This window comes from Arthrobacter sp. A2-55, assembly GCF_025548615.1.
Classification (GTDB): Bacteria; Actinomycetota; Actinomycetes; order Actinomycetales; family Micrococcaceae; genus Specibacter; species Specibacter silviterrae.
In genome coordinates, this window is record NZ_JAJLOZ010000004.1 from 16,012 (window position 1) to 34,587 (window position 18,576).

Here is an 18,576-nt window from a genome sequence, read left to right on the forward strand (position 1 = left end):
GGTGGTGGTTTTCGGGTGCTGGGGCAGCTCAGGAGGGTGCCGCGCCGCCCTGAAGCAGGTGGCGGAGGCTGTTGTCGAGGTGGACGGTGGTGGCGGCGCTGGCCACGGCGGCATTGCCGTTGGCGATCGCGAAGGCGATGTCCGCGTGCTCCCGGGCGGCCTCGCGCAGGCGTGCGGGGTTGTCCTTGGACAGACGGCGCACCCGGACCAGGTGGACGCGCAGGCTTTTCAGGGCCTGGGCCAGGTAGTGGTTTCCGGCGGCGTCGTCGATGGCTGTGTCCAGCTCGCCGGCCAGCCGGTAGTAGTCCCGCCGGGCGGGGTCCTGCTCGGTGATGAGGCGCCCGGCATTCCCCAGCTGGCGGTGCAGTTCAAGGAAGACGGCGGGGTCGCGGTTCCGGGCCGCCAGTTCGGCGGCGCGGCATTCCAGGGCGGAGCGCAGTTCAAACAGCTCGTCGACGTGGTCAAGGGAAATCCCGCTGACCACCGTGCCGCGGCCGCTTTGGGGTTCGGCCAGCCCCTCGGCCGTCAGGCGTGCAAGCGCCTCCCTGACGGGCGTCCGGGAGACGCCAAGGCGGGCGGACAGTTCCACCTCGGCCAGCACCGTCCCCGGGGGCAGGCGCCAATCAACAATGTCGCCACGAAGGGTGGTGTAGGCCTTCTCACTTGCCCGCATGAGCCCCTCCTTCCGCCCCCCGGCCGTCATTCCAGACGCTGTGCCTGTTCGTCGCGGCACACGCCGCCACTTCCATCAGTGTATACATAGTTGCCACGATTGCCTAGCAAATTCCGGCAATGAAGCATGTTCGGCCAGTTGTGTATACAAAAGTGCTTGCTTTGCCCCGCCCCGGCCCGTTAGCATGACAGACATCACATCAGCGAAGATGGAGGTCCCCATGTCCCAGCACGGCCGGAAATACAGCGATGAATACCAGCGCAGCCTGGCAGACCGGGAAGGATTCTGGCTCGACGCCGCCCGTTCCGTGGACTGGTCCGTTGAGCCCGCCCGGGCCTACAGCGACGCGGATGCGCCCATCAGCCGCTGGTTCCCCGACGGCGAACTCAACACGGCCTACAACGCACTGGACCGCCACGTCGCCGCCGGCCGCGGCGGCCAGCCGGCGCTCATCCACGACTCCGCCATGCTGGGGCGCACCACCACCTACACCTATGCCCAGCTCACTGAACGGGTGGCGCGCTTTGCAGGGGTGCTCCGTGCTCAGGGGGTGGGCAAGGGGGACCGCGTGGTCATCTACCTGCCCATGATTCCCGAGGCCGCCGTCGCCATGCTGGCCACCGCGCGGCTGGGCGCCGTCCATTCCGTGGTGTTTGGCGGCTTTGCGGCCAACGAACTGGCCGCGCGCATCAAGGACGCTGCCCCGAAGGTTGTTGTGACCACCTCGGGCGGGCTGGAACCCAACCGCCGCGTGGAATACCTGCCCACCGTCCACGAGGCCCTGGCCACGGCCGGCGTTCCGCATCTTCCCGTCATCGTCAAGCACCGCGACGGATTTGCCACGGATCCGGGCACGCTGGCCTGGACCTTTGTGGACTGGGATGGCGCGCTCGCAGGCGCCGAACCCGCCGCCCCGGTGCCTGTGAAGGCGACCGACCCGCTTTACATCCTCTACACCTCCGGAACCACCGGCACGCCCAAGGGGGTGGTCCGCGATAACGGGGGACACGCCGTCGCACTGCTGTGGAGCATGGCCAACCTCTATGACATCCACGCCGGGGACGTGTGGTGGACGGCGTCGGACGTGGGCTGGGTGGTGGGGCATTCCTACATTGTGTATGGGCCGCTGCTGGCCGGCGCCACCACGGTCATGTATGAGGGCAAGCCCGTAGGGACGCCCGACGCCGGCGCGTTTTGGCGGGTCATTGCGGACCATGGCGTCAAGGCCCTGTTCACGGCCCCCACCGCCCTGCGTGCCATCCGCAAGATGGACCCGGAGGCGGGGCTGCTTGCGAAGTACGACGTCGGCCACCTCCAAACGCTGTTCACGGCGGGGGAGCGGCTGGACACGGACACCTTCCACTGGGCATCGCGCGTGCTGGGCATTCCCGTGGTGGACCACTGGTGGCAGACCGAAACCGGCTGGGGCATTGTGGGCAACCCGAGGGGCCTGGAGCCGCTGCCCATCAAGGCGGGCTCGCCCACATTGCCCATGCCGGGATACGAGCTGCAGATAGTGGACGGGATGGGGGTGCCAGTGCCGGCTGGGGAGGAGGGCAACATTGTGCTCCGGCTGCCGCTGCCGCCCGGCACTCTGACCACCTTATGGGGCGACGACCAGCGCTTCGTGGACTCCTACCTCAACGCCTTTGCCGGCTGCTACGCCACGGGTGACTCCGGCTACGTGGATGAAGACGGCTACGTGTTTGTCATGGGACGCACTGACGATGTCATCAATGTGGCCGGCCACCGCCTCTCCACGGGAGCGATTGAGCAGGTGCTGGGCAAGCACCCGGCCGTGGCCGAATGCGCCGTGATCGGCGTGGCGGATTCCCTCAAGGGCCAGAGGGCCGTGGGATACGTGGTGCTCAAGAGCGGCGTGACCATTGACGCCGACGTGCTGCAGGCAGAGCTGGTGGCCCTGGTGCGCAAGGAAATCGGGCCGGTGGCCGACTTTAAGAACTCCACCGTTGTTGAGGCCCTGCCCAAGACCCGCTCGGGGAAGATCCTGCGCAAAACCATGCGCCAGATCGCCGACGGTGAGGCCTACACGGTGCCCTCCACCATTGAGGACCCGTCCGTCATCGACTACCTCCTGCCCGTCCTCCGCCCCCGTTGAGGTTGGAGATCACCACGTCCCACTTCGTTGAGGTTGGAGATGACCACGTCAACGGACCGGCCGGGTCCATCCCCTCGCATAAAGGGCCTTGCGTACCATCGCCACTGCCGCCTTTCCCTCATTGTCGTCGAGCATTTCCTTGGTGATCCTAAGCTGCGTCCAGCCCAACCGGGCCATGAGTTCGTTGCGCGAGCTGTCGACCGCTTGCTGCCTTTCCTCCAGGTGGTGTTCGCCGTCGTACTCGATGGCTATTTTCCAGCCCGGCAACGCCAGGTCCGGCCACGAGACGTGATTTCCCAGGGCATCCTTGACGACATGATTGAGGGTCACTGGCGGGAGGCCCGCACGCTCCAAAAGGAGGCGAAGCTTGGTTTCCGGGGGTGAGTCGGCACCTGACCGTATTAAATCCGCGGCCTCGCGAGCCTTGACGATTCCGCGCCTGCGGAACTCCTCCTTGACCGCTGCCCTTAGCGCTGTCAGTTGCACCATGGCAATGCGTTTTGGGCCGAAAATCCTGTCATGCTCGCAAACAAGAAAGTCGCCGGCCGCGACCAGGTCGTCGAGTTCAATCATGCCGGCCAGGTCCAGCCAGGTGCGTATGGGCGATGTGATTGGCATGCCCTGGAATTGGACCACCTCGCCTGGACGGAACCTCGTGTGGTGTCCAGCGACTCCCGCCCGCCACGGTGGTGCATTCGAGGCATCCCGTGAAATGTGGATCTGAAAGCTGCCGACCAGCCAGGGCGGAAGCGGCATCCCCCACAACAGTGCTGCCGTGCTGTGGCTGATGATTCCACCCGGCGTGAGTTCGATGAGCGGCCTGACCTGGTCGGCGAGGGGCTGCTGGACTCCCCACGGTACTCGAATGCCGCGGCTGGGCGTGTGCAAATTGCGGCTTTCCGTCTGGCGTCGGCTGACACCACAGCCGTCGGACTCGCTTACAGTAAACGATCGTCCGCGCAGCCATTCTGGGAGGGGCTGGGAATTGGTCATTCATCCAGTCTGGCTGGAAGTTGAATTCATTTTTTAAGTTATCCACAGGCTGCGCCGAAACGTGGGCAAATCCGCGGAATGGCCGCGTCGGGGAGGTGGTGATCTCGAACTTCGACAGTGAGGGAGGTGGTGATCTCGAACTTCGACGGTGAGGGAGGTGGTGATCTCGAACTTCGACGGTGGGGGAGGTGGTTATCTCGAACTTCGGTGGTGGGGGAGGTGGTTATCTCGAACTTCGACGCCAGCGGTATTCCAGCTCCGGCCGGCCGGGGGAGCCGTGGCGCGGGGCCTTCGTGGCAGAGCCGGTTTCGCACAGGTGGTCCAGGTAGCGTCTGGCTGTAACGCGGGACATGGCCAGCCCTGCACCAACCTCAGTGGCTGACGCAGCCGCCGGTGCCGCGCGCAGCCAGTCGGCCACGGCCGACAGCGTCTCGTTGAGCATCCCCTTGGGCAGCGCCAGCTTTCCGCTGGGCCGCAGCTTCGCAAGGGCCCGGTCGATGGCATCCTGCGTGGTGACGGAGCTGTCCGCCAGCGCCGAGTGGTAGCTGCGGTAGCTTTCCAGCTTGTCCCGGAACGCGGCGAACGTGAACGGCTTGATCAGGTACGCGGTGATGCCCAGGGCGATAGCCGAACGCACCACCTGAAGTTCCTGCACGGCCGTAATCGCCACGACGTCGGGAACCAGGCCGAGTCCGTGGATGCGGCGCAGCAGGTCCAGCCCGTGCCCGTCGGTCAGGTTCATGTCCAGCAGCACCAGCTGGATGGCCGGGGTGGCGGGGTCGTTGAGGACGGCCAGCGCTGCGCCCATTCCCCCGGCGGTGGCCGCCACCTCGAAGCCGTCCAGGCGCCGTACGTAGTCGGCATGGGCGGCCAGGGCGATGGGTTCGTCGTCCACCACCAGCACCCGGATGGGCAGGCCGGCGCTCATGCCTGGTCCCCTTTCGAGGCCAGGGCACCGAGAGGCACGACGGCGGTCATGACGGCGCCGCCGTCGTTCTCGGCTGAGAGCGTGCCCCCCAGGGCGGCGGTGGCGCGGCGGATCAGGGCCAGGCCGTAGCCGCGCCCGCCAAGGTCCTGGGACGCCTTCCCCGTGGTGCCGATCCGCCCCAAAACGTCCAGGTCCGTGGTGGGCAGGCCCGGCCCGTTGTCCGCCACGGTGATGGTGAGTTCCCCGTCCGCCACCAGCAGGTCGGCCCACACGGTGGGTGCTTCCGCCCGGCCTGCGGCCGCATCGATGGCGTTGTCCACCAGGTTGCCGAGCAGGGTTACGAGTTCGCGGGCATCGAGGAGTCCCGGCGGCAGCGTGCCTGAACCGCTGAGTTCCAGGGCCACCCCGCGTTCCTGGGCCTGGGCGGACTTTCCCACCAGGAGGGCGGACAGGAAGGGCTCGTCCAGTGTGCCCACAAATTCGCCGCCGAGCCGGACGGTGTCCGAGAGGTCCGCCGTGGCAAAATCCAGGGCCTCCCGCGCGCGGTCCAGTTCGATGAGGGAAATGATGGCGTGGAGCCGGTTCGCGTGTTCGTGGGTTTGGGAACGGAGGGCCTCCACGAGGGTTTGGGTGCTGCTGAGGCTGCCGGCCAGAGCCGTCAGCTCGGTGTGGTCGCGCAGCGTCGCCACGGCCCCCGCCCGGACATTCGTGCCGGGCGCCAGTGCAGGGCGCTGGCTGACCACCAGCAGGCGGTCGCCCGCCACGTGGACTTCGTCGGTGGCACTGCGGCCGCTTCGCAGCAGTTCCTTGAGCGGCTCGGGCAGTGCCAGGCCGTCCAGCTTCGGTCCGGCGTCGGACACCCTCCTGTGCCAGCCCCGCCTGTGTCCGGCCACCTTGTTTCCTGCGCCGTTGTGTCCGGCCCGCCGGGGAGGGGCACCCGCCGTCGTCCTTCCTCCGGGCCCGTCGGTGCCGGCCTCCATGCCCAGCAGCAGGGCGGCGTGGTCGTTGTAAAGCACCAGGGAGCCGCGGGTGTCCACCAGGACCAGGCCCTCGCGGACCGAATGCAGCACGGACTCGTAGTAGGCAAACAGCTGCCCCAGTTCCTCCGCCCCCCAGCCGAGCGTCACCCGCTTGAGGTAGCGTCCCAGCAGCCAGGACGCGAGGGACCCGGCCAGCAGCAGTGCCGCAGCCAGCCCCAGGACGTCGGGCAGCTTGGCGGACACCAGGACCTGGACGTTGCTGACTGTCACGCCGGCGGCCACCATGCCCTTCACGGTCCCCGCCGGGTCCTTGATGGGCACAATCACACGGACGGAGGGGCCGAGGGTACCTGCCGTCGTTTCAAAGTACGTCGCGCCTGCCTGCGCCTGGGCGATGGAGCCCACATACGGCTTGCCGATCTCCGCCGGGTTGGGGTGGGTCCAGCGGATTCCGTGCGGATCCATGACGGTGATGAAGTCGACGCCCGCATCATGCATGACCGCCACGGCGTAGGGCTGCAGGGTGCCGGAGGGGCTGGGGGACTCTGCCGCCGCGAGCACCATGGGGGAGTCGGCCAGGGCGGTGGCGATGGACAGCATGCGCTGGCGGGTCTGGTCATAGGTGCGGGAGCCGGCGTCGACCACCATCACCGACGCCACTCCGGCGGTCAGGAGCAGCACAAAAAGCAGGTTGGCCGTGAACAGCCTGCGCGCAATGCTCCACCTGCGCCAAAACATCAAGTTCCCCTTTGTGCGACCAATATGAACGCAACGGTGAGATAAGTCACTGTGCCGGGCAATCTTATGTGAGGCGGATCGCACGCCGCACCTACCAATGCTAATCACCAAAGATCACAAGGAGTGACAATGAGCTCTCAACGGGGAGGGACAGCCGCCATGGCAAAGCCCGCACGGCGCAAGATGGACAAGACCCACTGGCTGTACGTCGCGGTCATCGCGGCCGTGGTCCTGGGTGCGGCAATCGGCCTGCTGGCCCCCGAGGTGGGGAAGTCGCTCAAGCCGCTGGGCACCATGTTCATCGCCCTCATCAAGATGGTCATCGCCCCCATCATTTTCTGCACCATCGTGCTGGGCGTGGGGTCCATCGCCAAGGCGGCCACCGTGGGCAAGGTGGGCGGGCTGGCGCTGATCTACTTCATGGTGATGTCCACCGTGGCGCTCGCCATCGGCCTGGTGGTCGGCAACATCATCCACCCCGGCGCGGGCCTGCACCTGCAGCCGTACAAGACGGCCGCCGCGTCCGCGGACAACGGCACCGTCAAGTTCCTCCTGGACATGATCCCCGGCGACATCCCCGTGCTCCCCACCCTGGTGCTGGCCCTGCTGGTCGGCTTCGCACTCCAGTCCCTGGGCAAGGCCGGCGAGCCTGTGCTCAATGCCGTCAAGAACATCCAAAAGGTGGTCTTCAAGCTCATGATGATGATCATGTGGGTTGCCCCGGTCGGCGCGTTTGGTGCCATTGCCGCCGTCGTCGGCGCCACCGGCTGGGCCGCGATCGGCTCGATGGCAATCCTCATGGGCGCGTTCTACCTGACCTGCGCGCTGTTCATCGTGGTCATCCTCGGCTCCATCCTGCGTGTGGTCACCGGCCTGAACATCTTCTCCCTGATGCGCTACCTGGCCCGCGAATACCTGCTGATCTTCGCCACGTCCTCCTCCGAGTCCGCCCTGCCGCGACTCATCGCCAAGATGGAACACGTGGGCGTCTCCAAGCCCGTGGTGGGCATCACCGTTCCCACCGGCTACTCCTTCAACCTTGACGGCACCGCCATCTACCTGACCATGAGCTCGCTGTTCATCTCCACCGCCATGGGCATGCCGATGAACCTCGGTGAGCAGATCGGCCTGCTGGTGTTCATGGTGATCGCCTCCAAGGGCGCCGCCGGTGTCACCGGTGCCGGCCTGGCCACCCTTGCCGCGGGCCTGGCCGCCCACAAGCCGATCCTGCTCGACGGCATGGGCGTGATCGTGGGCATCGACAAGTTCATGTCCGAATGCCGCGCCCTCACCAACTTCACCGGCAACGCCGTCGCCGCCCTGCTGGTGGGCAAGTGGACCCACGAGCTCGACGTCGAACAGGCCCGCGCCGTGCTTTCCGGCCGCGCCCCCTTCGACGAGCTGTCCCTGGACATTGACGGACACTCTGCCGGGCATGACGCCGGCGCCCCCGCAGCCCGCGACGACGAGCGGGTTCCCGTCGCGGTGTAGTCCCGTAGCTGCAAGAATGCGGGCGGCCACCTTGGTTGAAAGGTGGCCGCCCGCTTTTTTGTGCTGTGAGGTTCGACGCCGGCGCGCGGCTACTTTTCCACGGGCACCGGGGGCAGCCCGAACAGGCCGCCGGACTTGGCGGACTTGGGCTTGCGCACATGCGTTCCCCAGGCGAAGGCCAGCAGGGTCAGGCCCAGCTGCGCGGGGAATGCCACGAACGGCACGCCGCCTGAAATCAGGCAGATCAGCACGGGCAGCAGGGAGATGAGGGTGAGGTCCGGGCCCACCAGGAACGCCCGGACGGCGCCGGTGGGAATGGGGCCGGAAGCGGAGGCGATGGCCGGCATGTTCCAGTCCGGGGCCGGCCGGAAGGCGGCCCGCAGCGTGGCGGCACCCAATGCCGGGCCTGCCAGCACGGCCAGCACCAACAACGACGGCGAACCCACGCCCAGGGCCAGCAGCAGCCCAAAGCACACCGCCGCCCACACCGTCATGCCCACGGCCGGCAGCACGTAGTGCACCCGCCGGACAATTCGCGCCGGCAGCGGCATCAGCATGTCGACGGCGGGATTGCCGTTGGCGAACCGCGCGGTGGCGCCAAGGGATGTCGCGGCGAAGTGGGCGCACAGGTACAGCACCACGGCAATCAGCACGGCGTTGCCCAGGAACTCGACGGCGGCCAGGCTGGCCGGAATGGCGGCCAGCACCAGCACCCGCAACAGGGAAACAGGGGAGCGCAGGGCCATGGTGGCATGGGTGCTCAGGAGTGTCTTGACGCTGCGGGAAAACACCGTCCCGCCATGGAAAACCAGCCGCAGCCGCACCCGTGACGTGCCCGAGGAGGTGCCGCCGCCCAGCGACTTGGACAGCTCGGAGGCATCCATGGACATGAGCGAGCCGGCCACGTAGGCGCCGGCCGCCGCACTGGCCTTCAGCTGCGCCGTGGTGATCCGCTCCAGGTTCCACCAGACGGCGGCCAGCAGCAGCAGGGCAAACAGCACCATGACCAGCGGCCACATGGCGCCCCCGGCCACCAGGAGGGGCCAGCTGGTGGGCAGGTACTCCAGCCAGGCTGTCTGGGCGCCCGTGATGGCGGAGGCGCCGGCGTCGTTGTTGTAAAGGGCCGTGGCCACCAGCGTCAACGGGGCAACCAGCGTCACCACGCCCACCAGGTTTTTGACCCACTTGCCTGAGTTGGTGACCTGGCACCAGGCGGCGATGCCGAACAGGAGCCAGCCCAGCCCGATCCCGCACAGCGTGGCCAGGGCAATCCGGCCCGGCGACGGCTCGGCGGCCATGCCGAGGGCCATCGGCACCACCACCACGACGGCGGCCGCCGCCGGCCAGACCAGCGACTTGAGGAATCCGGGTTGGATGAAGCCGCGGCGCCGGACGGGCAGTCCCAGCCACCAGGCCGTCTGCGGAACAGTCATGGTGATGGGCCCAACGGTCATTTCCACCGCAAGCAGGGCCGCGGCGAGGGTGAGCAGCACCGTGGCGCTGGCCTGCAGGAGCGTGACGGAGTGGAACCCCGGTGCCACGGCGGAGGCGTTGAGCACGGAAACGTGCCCCACCCCCAGGCTGTTGCGCAGCCCCACAATGATGGCGCCGGCCATGGTGAGCAGGGTCAGGCCGCCCAGGACAAAGGTGTAGGCCTCGGAGACCAGTTCCATGATGCCGCCCTCGGTGCGGCTGAGCCCCACCTTGAAGGTGTATTGGCGGATTTCCCTTGCGCTGAAGCGCTGGCTGGTTTGCATTGTCATGGGAATCTATTCCGCGTGCGGGTTTTCGGAGGCGATGGCCGCGGCCGCCTGGGCGGGGGTCATGGGGTGCACGGTGTCGGCGATGAACAGGGCCTTGGTGGCCACCGTGGTCAGGAATTCGGGGTCGTGCGTGACCACCAGGAGGGCCAGGCCGGCGTCGACTTCCGCGCGCAGCCGCGTGGCCAGGCGGTGGCGCATGGCCGTGTCCAGGCGCTGCTCCGGTTCGTCGAGCACCAGAAGGGAGCGGGGCCGAACGAAGGCCGAGGCCAGCAGCATGCGCCGCCGCTGCCCGGAGGAAAGGTTGTAGGGCCGGGACGTGGCCAGGGCCTTGAGGCCGAAGAATTCCAGCTCCGAGGCAATGACCTCCTCCACGTCCTCCACGCCATGCCCGGCTGACACAATGGCCAGGTGTTCCTCCACGGTCAGTGCCGGGAAGAACGCGTCGTCGTCGAACACCACGGCCACTTCCCGGCGGAAATCCAGGGTCCTGTCATCGACTTTGGCGCCATGGATCAGGGCAGTGCCGGAAACCGCCTCCAGCTGGCCCACCACGGTTTTCACCACGGTGGACTTGCCTGCGCCGTTGGGCCCCACGAGGGCCAGGGCCTGCCCCGACTGCAGGCTGAAGCTTGCCACCCCGCACACGGACTTGGTCCCGTAGCCGGCCTGGAGTTTTTCGGCGCGCACCACGTCCTTGCGCTGTGAAGAAGGTTTCTTGGGGGAATTCGTTGCTTTGCTCATCGCTTTGAAGTATATGCGCGGGCGCCAACGTTCAGCCTCAAGTTGAGGGTCAAGGCTCAAATCCAAAGTGGCCAAATGTGCGAAAAATTGCCCCGGCCAACCGGTAACGTAGGGTGTGGCAGCGGTGAACCAGGCTGTACATCAACAAAGCGGCGAAAGTGTGGACTGATAGGTGAGCAACGAGCAGGGTTCAACAACTCTTGAAGGCGTGGACATGGATGACGCCGTCATGGGACCCACCGGACGCCCCCTGACCGACTTCCCCGAGCCCCCCGTGCTGTCCTCGCACGGCCCGGCCCGCGTCATTGCCATGGTCAACCAGAAGGGCGGCGTGGGAAAAACAACGTCGACCATCAACCTGGGTGCTGCCCTTGCCGAGGCCGGGCGCAAGGTATTGCTGGTGGACTTTGACCCCCAAGGCGCCCTGTCCGCCGGGCTGGGCACCAACCCCCACGAACTGGACCTGACGGTTTACAACGTGCTGATGGACCGGAAAGTGGACATCCGCGACGCCATCCTGCACACCGAGATTGAAAACATAGACATTCTCCCGGCGAACATCGACCTGTCCGCGGCGGAAGTCCAGCTGGTCAACGAAGTGGCCCGCGAACAGGTCCTGGCCAGCGCGCTGCGCAAGGTCGAGGACAACTACGACGTGGTCCTCATTGACTGCCAGCCCTCCCTGGGGCTGCTGACCGTCAACGCCCTGACCGCGGCCCACGGCGTCATCATCCCGCTGATCTGCGAGTTCTTTGCACTCCGTGCCGTGGCCCTGCTGGTGGAAACCATTGACAAGGTCCAGGACCGGCTGAACCCCGGGCTGCAGGTGGACGGCGTCCTCGCCACCATGTATGACGCCCGCACCCTCCACGCCCGCGAAGTGCTGGCCCGCCTGGTGGAGGCCTTCGGCGACAAGGTCTTCGAGACCGTCATCAAGCGCACCATCAAGTTTGCCGACGCCTCGGTGGCCGCCGAACCCATCACCACCTACGCCGGCAACCACCAGGGTGCCGATTCCTACCGCCGCCTCGCCAAAGAGCTGATCGCCCGTGGCGGCGCACCCTAAGCTGGACGTCCACGAAGAGGGCGCGGGGATCGCGCCAAGCGCAGCTTCCGAACGGGAAGGCTCCGAACGGATTGGTTCCGCGGCGGACGGTTCTGAACGGGACACTTCCGGCAAGGCGCGTTTTGAGGTGCGCCTGGACAACTTCACCGGCCCGTTTGACCTGCTGCTGAGCCTGATTTCCAAGCATGAAATGGACATCACGGACGTGGCCATCGCCACTGTCACGGATGAGTTCATCAGCTACCTCAAGGCGCTCCAGGAGCTGGGGGAGGAGTGGGCGCTGGATGAGGCCAGCGAATTCCTGGTCCTAGCCGCCACCCTCCTGGACCTCAAGGCCGCCCGGCTCCTGCCCGCCGGGGAAGTCGAGAACGACGACGACCTGGCCCTCCTGGAGGCACGCGACCTGCTGTTCGCGAGGCTGCTGCAATACAAGGCATTCAAGGACGTGGCCGGGCTGATGGGCGCAGAGCTGGAGCGGGAGGCCCTGCGCTTCCCCCGGCTGGTGGGCCTGGAGCCGCACTTTGCCGCACTCCTGCCCGAGCTTGTGTGGCGCCACACGCCGGAGGAATTTGCCGCCCTTGCAGCCGCCGCCATGGCCCCGCGGGAGGCCCCTGCCACCGAGGTGGGCCTGTCCCACCTGCACGTGCAGCCCGTCAGCGTCCGCGAGCAGGCGGCCATCATCACGGCCATGCTGACGGCGGGCATGCCCGACGACGGCGACCCCGCCGCGGCAGGCTGGACCGGACACCCGCTGTCCTTCCGAACCCTGAGCGCCGACGCCGCGAACCCGCTGGTGGTCATTGCCCGCTTCCTGGCCCTTCTGGAACTCTTCCGCGATGCCGTGGTGACCTTTGACCAGGCCAGCCCGCTGGGGGAGCTGCTGGTGCGCTGGAGTGCAGGCGCCCGCCACACGCTTCACACCGACAGCGACTTCGACGACGAAGACGGCGGCCAGCATTCCAGCCACGGCCAGCACCACGGCCCTAACCAGCATCCAGAAATGCAACCCGCGGAGGCGGCCCCATGAACGGTGGAAACGACCCGGCCACGGACGAAGTGGCCGCCAATGCCGGCACGCTCCATGCCGCACTGGAGGCAGTGCTGATGGTGGTGGAGGAACCCGTGCCAGAAGAGCAGCTGGCCGCGGTGGTGGGGCTGCCCACGGCGCAGGTGCGTGACGCACTCCACGAACTGGCGCGCGAGTACGACGGCTATACTAGGGACGGTGGCACTGTACCGGTGCGCGGCTTTGAACTGCGGCAACTTGCCGGAGGTTGGCGTGTTTATTCACGTCCCGCATATTCCGGGATCGTGTCACAGTTTGTTGTGGACGGCCAAACGGCCCGGCTCACGCAGGCGGCCTTGGAGACCCTGGCGGTGATTGCTTACCGCCAACCCGTCTCGCGGGCCCGGGTTTCCGCCGTCCGTGGCGTGAACGTGGATTCGGTGGTGAGGACGCTGGCGCAGCGCGGATTAATTGAGGAAGTGGGCACCGACCCGGTGTCAGGGGCATTCCTGTACCGCACCACAGCGTACTTTTTGGAACGTTTGGGGATTGGAAGCGTGGAAGAGTTGCCGCAAATCGCACAGCACTTGCCTGGTCTGGAAAACCTCCATGACTATATCGACGCCCAACTGTAGCAAGCCCCGCCCGATCAGCAATGCCCAACCCGGCCCCTGCAGCAGTCCTCGAGTTTATGGGGGCAGCCCACCTGAGCACGACAACTTTTTAGCATTAAGGAAAAACACATGACACCGTCGCCCCGTTCCGGGAGCTCTTCCGGAAACAACCAGCCGCGAGGCGGCAATTCCCGATTCGGCGCGCCGCGATCCGGCGCCCCCAAGTCGGGCGGCTTCAAGGGAGCCGGAGCCCCGAAGTCCGACGGCGCGCCGCGAGCCGGTGCATCCCGGTCGGGCGCCCCGAAGTCGGGGGGCAAGTTTGGCGGCCCCAAGACCGGCGCAACCTCCGGGGCCAGCAAGTTCGGTGCCCGCGCCGCGGCCCGGTCCGGGACGGGTGCGGGAACCCGCAAGCCCTCGCAGACCGGAGCCCGCCCGTACAAGAACGACCAGTACGGCCGCAACTTGGGACCGGTCAAGAACCGTCCCACCGAGCAGAACCGCCGCCCTGAGCGCACCACTGACGACGTGGACATCCACAATGCCGAGGGCATCCGGCTGCAAAAGGTAATGGCCATGGCCGGTGTGGCGTCGCGGCGCCTGTGCGAGGACATGATCCTTGAAGGCCGTGTCCAGGTGGACGGCGTCACCGTCACCCAGCTGGGCCTGCGCGTGGATCCGGAAACCGCTGACATCGCCGTGGACGGCATGACCATCCAGACCAATGAATCAATGGTCTACATGGTCTTCAACAAGCCCAAGGGCGTGGTCTCCACCATGGACGACCCCGAGGGCCGCCCGTGCATCAGCGACTTCCTGAAGAAGCGCCAAACCCGTGAGCGCCTGTTCCATGTGGGCCGGCTGGACACCAACACCGAGGGCCTGCTGCTGCTGACCAACGACGGCGAGCTGTCCAACCGCCTCAGCCACCCGAAGTACGGCGTGCAAAAGACGTACTTGGTGCAGGTCCGCGGCCCCATGGCCCACGGCATTGGCGCGCAGCTGAAGGACGGCGTGGAGCTGGAGGACGGCTGGGCCAAGGTTGACTCCTTCCGCCTGGTGGATTCCACCCCGGGCCACGTGCTGGCCGAAGTGGTGCTGCACTCGGGCAAGAACCGTATTGTGCGCCGCATGTTTGACGCCGTCGGCTACCCGGTGGAGCGCCTGGTGCGTGTGAAGTTTGGGCCCATTGCGTTGGGCGACCAGCGCCAGGGCAGCATCCGCGTGCTGGGGCGCCACGAGGTGGGCCACCTGCTTGCAGAAGTGGGGATGTAGGCCGCGGATGAACCCTTCGCACTTGAACGGGCCCGTGCTGGTGCTCGGCAGCGGACTGCTGGGCGCCAGCATCGGTCTGGGGCTGCGGGCCCACGGCCTTGACGTGGTCCTTTCGGACCCGTCCCCGTCAGCACAGGCCGTGGCCGTCGACATTGGCGCCGGCCGTGCCTTTGACGACGCCGAAAACCTCAGCCCCGAACTGGTGGTGGTCGCGGCGCCGCCCGACGTCACCGCAGCGGTGGTGGCCGGTGCCCTGCAAAGGTACCCGGCCGCCGTCGTGGTTGACATTGCCAGCGTGAAGGTGGCAATTGCCCGGGAACTGGAAGACATTCTGGGCAGCGGCAGCGAGCTGCTGCACCGCTACGTGGGCACGCACCCCATGGCGGGCCGGGAGAAATCCGGGCCCGTGGCGGCGCGCTCGGAGCTGTTCAACTCGATGCCGTGGGTGCTCTGCCCCTCCGAGGCCAGCTCAAAGCATGCGGTGAAGGTGGCGCATTCGCTGGCCATTGACCTGGACGCGGTGGTGTTTCGCTTCACCCCTGACGAGCACGACGCCGCCGTGGCGCTGGTGAGTCACCTCCCGCAGCTCATGAGCTCCCTGGTGGCCAGCCGGCTCCAGGAAACACCTGCCCATGCCCTTTCGCTGGCCGGAAACGGGCTGCGCGACGTGACCAGGATTGCCGCCAGCGATCCGGCGCTCTGGGTGCAGATTCTGGGAGCCAACGCACCCAAGCTGCTCGAACTCATGCAGGGCGTCCGGGCGGACCTGGACAGGCTCATCAACACCCTCAGCGCGCCCACTGCACCCGGTGCGCGGCTGGACCTGGCGCAGCTGATGGCCGAGGGCAACGCAGGGCAGACCCGGATCCCCGGCAAGCACGGCGGCCCGGCGCAGCAGTATTCGTGGCTGACCGTGCTGGTGGACGACAAGCCCGGACAGATCGCCAAGCTGTTGACGGAGATTGGCGACATTGGCGTGAACGTGGAAGATTTGCGGCTTGACCACTCGGCCGGGGTGCAGGTGGGCATGGTGGAACTTTCCGTCGTGCCGTCGAAGCGCCTGAGCCTGGTGGAGGACCTGACGGAACGCGGTTGGAAGGTAATTTTGTGACGGACATGTATGTTTCATTCCCGGAGCCCGTGGCGGCCGTGGAAGTGCTGCGCCAGGGCAAGCCGCTGGTCGTGGCCATTGACGGGCCGTCCGGGTCCGGGAAGTCCAGCGTCAGCAAGGCCGTGGCCAAGCGGCTGGGCCTGGCTTTCCTGGACACGGGGGCCATGTACCGCGCCGTGGCGTGGCACTGCCTCAACGGCCGCATCAACCTGGAAAACGCCGCCGCCGTGGAAGGCGCAGCGCGCACCATCGGGTTGGAACAAAGCCTCACCCCGGACGGCGAGTACATCAAGGTCAACGGCATCAATGTCACCGGCCCCATCCGCACCCCCGAAGTCACGGCCGCCGTCAGTGCCGTCGCCACGAACCTGGGCGCCCGCGCCGAACTGGTCCGGCGCCAGCAGGACATCATTGCCAAGTCCGGTGCCCGCATTGTGGTGGAGGGCAGGGACATCACCACGGTGGTGGCCCCGCACGCCGAGGCCCGGCTGATCCTCACGGCCAGCGAGGAAGCGCGCCTGCGCCGCCGCGGCCTGCAGCTGGGCGGCGCCCAGACCGATGCGCAGTTGCGAGAACTTGTCCTGGCCAGGGACGCCCGCGATTCCACCGTGGTCGAGTTCCACCAGGCCGCCGACGGCGTGTTCACCGTGGACTCCTCCGAGCTGGACTTTGCCGAGACGGTTTCCGCCGTCCTGACCGTGGTGCGCCGGGCCGTAAACGAGGGCCCCGCTGCATGAACAGGACGACGGCGGCACGCGGCGGGGCGCTGCGCGTCCTGTCGGCGGCCCCGCCCCGCTGGAAGACGCGCTGGAGCCGCCCCCTGGGCCGGATCCTTGACCACGTGGTGTACCGCACCGCGGTGTCCGGCCGGGAAAACATCCCGGCCACTGGCCCCGTCATCTTTGCCGCCAACCACCTGAGCTACCTCGACGGGCCCGTCATGGTGGGTGCCGCCAGCCGGTACATGCACGTGATGGTCCGCCACGACATGTTCAAGGGCTTCCTGGGCTGGGTGCTCCACAGTTCGGGGCAAATTCCGGTCAACCGGGCCGGCGACAGGTCCGCCCTCCAGTTTGCCAAGGGCGTGCTGGACCGCGGCGACTGCGTCGGCATCCTGCCGGAGGGCACGCGCGGCACCGGGGATGCCGCCACCATGAACGGCGGGGTGGCGTGGCTGGCGCTGAACTCGGGCGCCGCCGTCGTTCCCGTTGCCATCCTCGGCACCCGCCGGGGGCACGAACACCGCAACACCATTCCCCGCCCGCGTCGCCAGCTGTACGTGGTGTTTGGGGAGCCGCTGGAGATTGGCCGCGAACCGGGAGTTTCCGGGCGTGTTTCAATGGACAGGGCAAGCGAAAAAATACGGCTTCGGCTGGCAGCGCACATTGCGGCTGCCACGGCCGCCACAGGGCAGGAACTGCCTGAGGACGGCCACCCCACTTCAAAGCACAAAGGACAGCAACCATGAGCGACCCACAGTCTGCCACGCACCCCGGCGAGGGTGAGCTTGGTCACCAGGATTACGTGCCCACCGGTACCGACCATGTTGCCGAAAGGCTCGCGGAAATCTCCGATGAGGACGCCGAGGCGCGCGCCGCGGGCCTGCTGGCTGGCCTGTCCAACTATGAGCTTGATGACGAGGACGCCGCGCTGCTGGCCGGCGGGTTCGACGACGGCACCTCCGAGGATGCCCTGCGCCAGGACCCGGTGCTCGCCATTGTGGGACGCCCAAACGTGGGCAAGTCCACGCTGGTGAACCGCATCCTGGGCCGCCGCGAGGCCGTGGTGGAGGACACTCCCGGCGTGACCCGCGACAGGGTGCAGTACACGGCCAACTGGAACGGGCGCGATTTCACCGTGGTGGACACCGGCGGCTGGGAACGGGACGCCCGGGGCATTGACCTGCGCGTGGCCGAACAGGCTGAGATCGCCGTGGAAATGGCCGACGCCGTGTTGCTGGTGGTGGACGCCATTGTGGGCATCACCTCCTCCGACGAGGCCATTGTGAGGATGCTGCGCAAGGCCAAAAAGCCTGTCATCCTGGCCGGCAACAAGGTGGACGACATTGTGCAGGAGGCCGACAACGCGTCGCTGTGGGGCCTTGGCCTGGGGGAACCGTACCCGGTTTCAGCCGTCCACGGGCGCGGCGTGGCGGACCTGCTGGACAAGGTCATGGACACCCTGCCGGAATTCTCCGCCGTCGCCGGCGTGGAGCGCACCGGCGGGCCCCGGCGCATTGCCCTCATTGGCCGCCCGAACGTGGGGAAGTCGTCGCTGCTGAACAAGCTGGCGGGCTCCGACCGTGTGGTGGTGGACAATGTTGCCGGCACCACGCGCGACCCGGTCGATGAATTGATTGAGTTGGGGGACCGCACCTGGCGCTTTGTGGACACGGCAGGCATCCGCCGCCGCCAGCACATGGCCCAGGGTGCCGACTTCTACGCCTCGCTGCGCACACAGACAGCGTTGGAGAAGGCCGAAGTGGCCGTTGTGCTGCTGGCCGTGGATGAAATCCTCAGCGAGCAGGACGTGCGCATCCTCCAGCTGGCCATCGAATCCGGCCGCGCCCTGGTGCTGGCGTTCAACAAGTGGGACCTGCTGGACGACGAGCGCCGCAAGTACCTGGAACGCGAAATTGAGCAGGACCTGGCGCATGTGGAGTGGGCGCCGCGGGTGAATATTTCCGCCAAAACCGGCTGGCACAAGGACAAGCTGGTGCCCGCGCTGGACCTGGCGCTGGAGAACTGGGACCGCCGCATCCCCACGGGCCGCCTCAACGCGTTCCTGGGCGAGCTGGTTTCCGAGCACCCGCACCCTGTCCGTGGCGGCAAGCAGCCGCGCATCCTCTTCGGCACCCAGGCCTCCAGCCGCCCGCCGAAGTTCGTGCTGTTCACCACCGGCTTCCTGGATCCGGGCTACCGCCGCTTCATCACCCGCCGCCTGCGCGAGACGTTTGGCTTCGAGGGCACGCCCATCGAGGTCAGCATGCGCGTGCGTGAAAAGCGAAGCCGCAAAAAGTAGCATCCTGAGAGCCCCGTCACAGGCGGAATGGTCACTCCGACCTTTTTTATGGGGTAAGCT

16 protein-coding genes are annotated in these 18,576 nt (G+C 67.0%); 10 read left to right on the forward strand and 6 right to left on the reverse strand.

Translation table 11 applies throughout. The annotated features are described in order from the left end of the window. Positions 1-28 precede the first annotated feature (28 nt). Positions 29-673 (reverse strand): GntR family transcriptional regulator, encoded by a 645-nt coding sequence (locus LPN03_RS02000; RefSeq protein WP_165181280.1) that lies wholly within the window; start codon positions 671-673, stop codon positions 29-31. A 220-nt stretch (positions 674-893) separates the two neighbouring features. Here LPN03_RS02000 and LPN03_RS02005 point away from each other — a divergent pair, with 220 nt between their 5' ends. Next, positions 894-2,792 (forward strand): AMP-binding protein, encoded by a 1,899-nt coding sequence (locus LPN03_RS02005; RefSeq protein WP_165181279.1) that lies wholly within the window; start codon positions 894-896, stop codon positions 2,790-2,792. A gap of 48 nt (positions 2,793-2,840) precedes the next feature. Here the strand turns inward: LPN03_RS02005 and LPN03_RS02010 are convergent, their stop codons facing one another. The 3 genes from LPN03_RS02010 to LPN03_RS02020 form a co-directional block, all read right to left on the reverse strand. Next, positions 2,841-3,365, reverse strand: coding sequence for an endonuclease domain-containing protein (locus LPN03_RS02010; protein ID WP_262452876.1), 525 nt, complete (start codon positions 3,363-3,365; stop codon positions 2,841-2,843). A gap of 643 nt (positions 3,366-4,008) precedes the next feature. Beyond that, positions 4,009-4,713 carry a response regulator gene (locus tag LPN03_RS02015; protein ID WP_262452878.1) on the reverse strand — a complete coding sequence of 235 codons (705 nt, stop codon included), beginning with the start codon at positions 4,711-4,713 and terminating at the stop codon, positions 4,009-4,011. Further along, a complete protein-coding gene (locus tag LPN03_RS02020) occupies positions 4,710-6,431 on the reverse strand; it encodes an ATP-binding protein (protein WP_165181276.1) in 1,722 nt (573 codons plus the stop codon). The genes LPN03_RS02015 and LPN03_RS02020 overlap by 4 nt, the downstream gene beginning before the upstream one ends. Before the next feature lie 129 nt (positions 6,432-6,560). Between LPN03_RS02020 and LPN03_RS02025 the strand changes: the two genes are divergently transcribed. After that, the gene (locus LPN03_RS02025) at positions 6,561-7,922 is read left to right on the forward strand and encodes a cation:dicarboxylate symporter family transporter (protein ID WP_205678069.1); all 1,362 of its coding nucleotides are present in this window, start codon (positions 6,561-6,563) and stop codon (positions 7,920-7,922) included. 89 nt (positions 7,923-8,011) lie between these two features. Here LPN03_RS02025 and LPN03_RS02030 read toward each other — a convergent pair whose 3' ends face one another. Together LPN03_RS02030 and LPN03_RS02035 are read right to left on the reverse strand one after the other, a co-directional pair. Further along, positions 8,012-9,685 carry a DUF6297 family protein gene (locus LPN03_RS02030; protein ID WP_165181275.1) on the reverse strand — a complete coding sequence of 558 codons (1,674 nt, stop codon included), beginning with the start codon at positions 9,683-9,685 and terminating at the stop codon, positions 8,012-8,014. A gap of 6 nt (positions 9,686-9,691) precedes the next feature. Further along, positions 9,692-10,426, reverse strand: coding sequence for an ABC transporter ATP-binding protein (locus LPN03_RS02035; RefSeq protein WP_165181274.1), 735 nt, complete (start codon positions 10,424-10,426; stop codon positions 9,692-9,694). 172 nt (positions 10,427-10,598) lie between these two features. On the opposite strand from LPN03_RS02035, the gene LPN03_RS02040 reads away from it, so the two are divergent. From LPN03_RS02040 to der, 8 genes are all read left to right on the forward strand, one after another. Beyond that, positions 10,599-11,492, forward strand: coding sequence for a ParA family protein (locus LPN03_RS02040; protein WP_165181273.1), 894 nt, complete (start codon positions 10,599-10,601; stop codon positions 11,490-11,492). Between the two features lie 70 nt (positions 11,493-11,562). Further along, a complete protein-coding gene (locus tag LPN03_RS02045) occupies positions 11,563-12,519 on the forward strand; it encodes a segregation and condensation protein A (protein WP_262452966.1) in 957 nt (318 codons plus the stop codon). Further along, on the forward strand, positions 12,516-13,133 hold the full coding sequence (gene scpB / locus LPN03_RS02050) for an SMC-Scp complex subunit ScpB (RefSeq protein WP_165181272.1): 618 nt from the start codon (positions 12,516-12,518) through the stop codon (positions 13,131-13,133). The genes LPN03_RS02045 and scpB overlap by 4 nt, the downstream gene beginning before the upstream one ends. A 108-nt stretch (positions 13,134-13,241) precedes the next feature. Then, positions 13,242-14,384: a pseudouridine synthase gene (locus LPN03_RS02055; RefSeq protein ID WP_165181271.1), complete on the forward strand. Its 1,143-nt coding sequence runs from the start codon at positions 13,242-13,244 to the stop codon at positions 14,382-14,384. Positions 14,385-14,391: 7 nt separating this feature from the next. After that, complete coding sequence (locus LPN03_RS02060; protein ID WP_165181270.1) at positions 14,392-15,495, forward strand: prephenate dehydrogenase; 1,104 nt, start codon at positions 14,392-14,394, stop codon at positions 15,493-15,495. A 5-nt stretch (positions 15,496-15,500) separates the two neighbouring features. Next, positions 15,501-16,232 (forward strand): (d)CMP kinase, encoded by a 732-nt coding sequence (gene cmk, locus LPN03_RS02065; RefSeq protein ID WP_165181269.1) that lies wholly within the window; start codon positions 15,501-15,503, stop codon positions 16,230-16,232. Next, complete coding sequence (locus tag LPN03_RS02070) at positions 16,229-16,963, forward strand: lysophospholipid acyltransferase family protein (protein WP_165181268.1); 735 nt, start codon at positions 16,229-16,231, stop codon at positions 16,961-16,963. Before cmk ends, LPN03_RS02070 begins: the two co-directional genes overlap by 4 nt. Next, entirely contained in the window at positions 16,960-18,516 is a 1,557-nt protein-coding gene (der, locus tag LPN03_RS02075; protein ID WP_165181267.1) for a ribosome biogenesis GTPase Der, read from the forward strand. Before LPN03_RS02070 ends, der begins: the two co-directional genes overlap by 4 nt. The last annotated feature ends 60 nt before the right edge of the window (positions 18,517-18,576 follow it).

What these genes read in the sequence shown, in the direction of transcription:
- LPN03_RS02000 (WP_165181280.1), bottom strand. Translation starts at nt 673, where the DNA reads ATGCGGGCAAGTGAGAAGGCCTACACCACCCTTCGTGGCGACATTGTT.
- LPN03_RS02005 (WP_165181279.1), top strand. Translation starts at nt 894, where the DNA reads ATGTCCCAGCACGGCCGGAAATACAGCGATGAATACCAGCGCAGCCTG.
- LPN03_RS02010 (WP_262452876.1), bottom strand. Translation starts at nt 3,365, where the DNA reads ATGATTGAACTCGACGACCTGGTCGCGGCCGGCGACTTTCTTGTTTGC.
- LPN03_RS02015 (WP_262452878.1), bottom strand. Translation starts at nt 4,713, where the DNA reads ATGAGCGCCGGCCTGCCCATCCGGGTGCTGGTGGTGGACGACGAACCC.
- LPN03_RS02020 (WP_165181276.1), bottom strand. Translation starts at nt 6,431, where the DNA reads ATGTTTTGGCGCAGGTGGAGCATTGCGCGCAGGCTGTTCACGGCCAAC.
- LPN03_RS02025 (WP_205678069.1), top strand. Translation starts at nt 6,561, where the DNA reads ATGAGCTCTCAACGGGGAGGGACAGCCGCCATGGCAAAGCCCGCACGG.
- LPN03_RS02030 (WP_165181275.1), bottom strand. Translation starts at nt 9,685, where the DNA reads ATGACAATGCAAACCAGCCAGCGCTTCAGCGCAAGGGAAATCCGCCAA.
- LPN03_RS02035 (WP_165181274.1), bottom strand. Translation starts at nt 10,426, where the DNA reads ATGAGCAAAGCAACGAATTCCCCCAAGAAACCTTCTTCACAGCGCAAG.
- scpB (WP_165181272.1), top strand. Translation starts at nt 12,516, where the DNA reads ATGAACGGTGGAAACGACCCGGCCACGGACGAAGTGGCCGCCAATGCC.
- LPN03_RS02055 (WP_165181271.1), top strand. Translation starts at nt 13,242, where the DNA reads ATGACACCGTCGCCCCGTTCCGGGAGCTCTTCCGGAAACAACCAGCCG.
- LPN03_RS02060 (WP_165181270.1), top strand. Translation starts at nt 14,392, where the DNA reads ATGAACCCTTCGCACTTGAACGGGCCCGTGCTGGTGCTCGGCAGCGGA.
- cmk (WP_165181269.1), top strand. Translation starts at nt 15,501, where the DNA reads ATGTATGTTTCATTCCCGGAGCCCGTGGCGGCCGTGGAAGTGCTGCGC.
- LPN03_RS02070 (WP_165181268.1), top strand. Translation starts at nt 16,229, where the DNA reads ATGAACAGGACGACGGCGGCACGCGGCGGGGCGCTGCGCGTCCTGTCG.
- der (WP_165181267.1), top strand. Translation starts at nt 16,960, where the DNA reads ATGAGCGACCCACAGTCTGCCACGCACCCCGGCGAGGGTGAGCTTGGT.